The 1,221-nt window shown below is 56.3% G+C and carries 1 rRNA gene (cut by a window edge); it reads left to right on the forward strand.

Features of this window, described 5'->3' with window-relative positions:
* Positions 1–1,199, forward strand: a 23S ribosomal RNA gene (locus tag ABZ354_RS28500) (it extends 1,427 nt beyond the left edge of the window).
* The last annotated feature ends 22 nt before the right edge of the window (positions 1,200–1,221 follow it).

The raw sequence follows: 1,221 nt of genomic DNA on the forward strand, positions 1-1,221 counted from the left end.
ATGTCTGGTGAGAGCACGTGCTGCTCGAGCTGGGTGTGGCCGCAGAGACCAGCGAGAAGCGACTGTTTACTAAAAACACAGGTCCGTGCGAAGCCGTAAGGCGATGTATACGGACTGACGCCTGCCCGGTGCTGGAACGTTAAGGGGACCGGTTAGTCATTCTTCGGGGTGGCGAAGCTGAGAACTTAAGCGCCAGTAAACGGCGGTGGTAACTATAACCATCCTAAGGTAGCGAAATTCCTTGTCGGGTAAGTTCCGACCTGCACGAATGGCGTAACGACTTCTCGACTGTCTCAACCATAGGCCCGGTGAAATTGCACTACGAGTAAAGATGCTCGTTTCGCGCAGCAGGACGGAAAGACCCCGGGACCTTTACTACAGTTTGATATTGGTGTTCGGTTCGGCTTGTGTAGGATAGCTGGGAGACTTTGAAACGCGGACGCCAGTTCGCGGTGAGTCGTCGTTGAAATACCAGTCTGGTCGTGCTGGATGTCTAACCTGGGTCCGTGATCCGGATCAGGGACAGTGTCTGATGGGTAGTTTAACTGGGGCGGTTGCCTCCTAAAGGGTAACGGAGGCGCCCAAAGGTTCCCTCAGCCTGGTTGGTAATCAGGTGTTGAGTGTAAGTGCACAAGGGAGCTTGACTGTGAGACCGACGGGTCGAGCAGGGACGAAAGTCGGGACTAGTGATCCGGCGGTGGCTTGTGGAAGCGCCGTCGCTCAACGGATAAAAGGTACCCCGGGGATAACAGGCTGATCTTCCCCAAGAGTCCATATCGACGGGATGGTTTGGCACCTCGATGTCGGCTCGTCGCATCCTGGGGCTGGAGTCGGTCCCAAGGGTTGGGCTGTTCGCCCATTAAAGCGGTACGCGAGCTGGGTTTAGAACGTCGTGAGACAGTTCGGTCCCTATCCGCTGTGCGCGTAGGAGTCTTGAGAAGGGCTGTCCCTAGTACGAGAGGACCGGGACGGACGAACCTCTGGTGTGCCAGTTGTTCTGCCAAGGGCATGGCTGGTTGGCTACGTTCGGGAGGGATAACCGCTGAAAGCATCTAAGCGGGAAGCCTGCTTCGAGATAAGGACTCCCACCCCCTTTGAGGGGTTAAGGCTCCCAGTAGACGACTGGGTTGATAGGCCGGATATGGAAGCACGGTAACGTGTGGAGTTGACCGGTACTAATAGGCCGAGGGCTTGTCCTCAGTTGCTCGCGTCCACTGTGTT

It is taken from the genome of Streptomyces sp. NPDC005925, assembly GCF_040638805.1.
Taxonomy (GTDB): domain Bacteria; phylum Actinomycetota; class Actinomycetes; order Streptomycetales; family Streptomycetaceae; genus Streptomyces.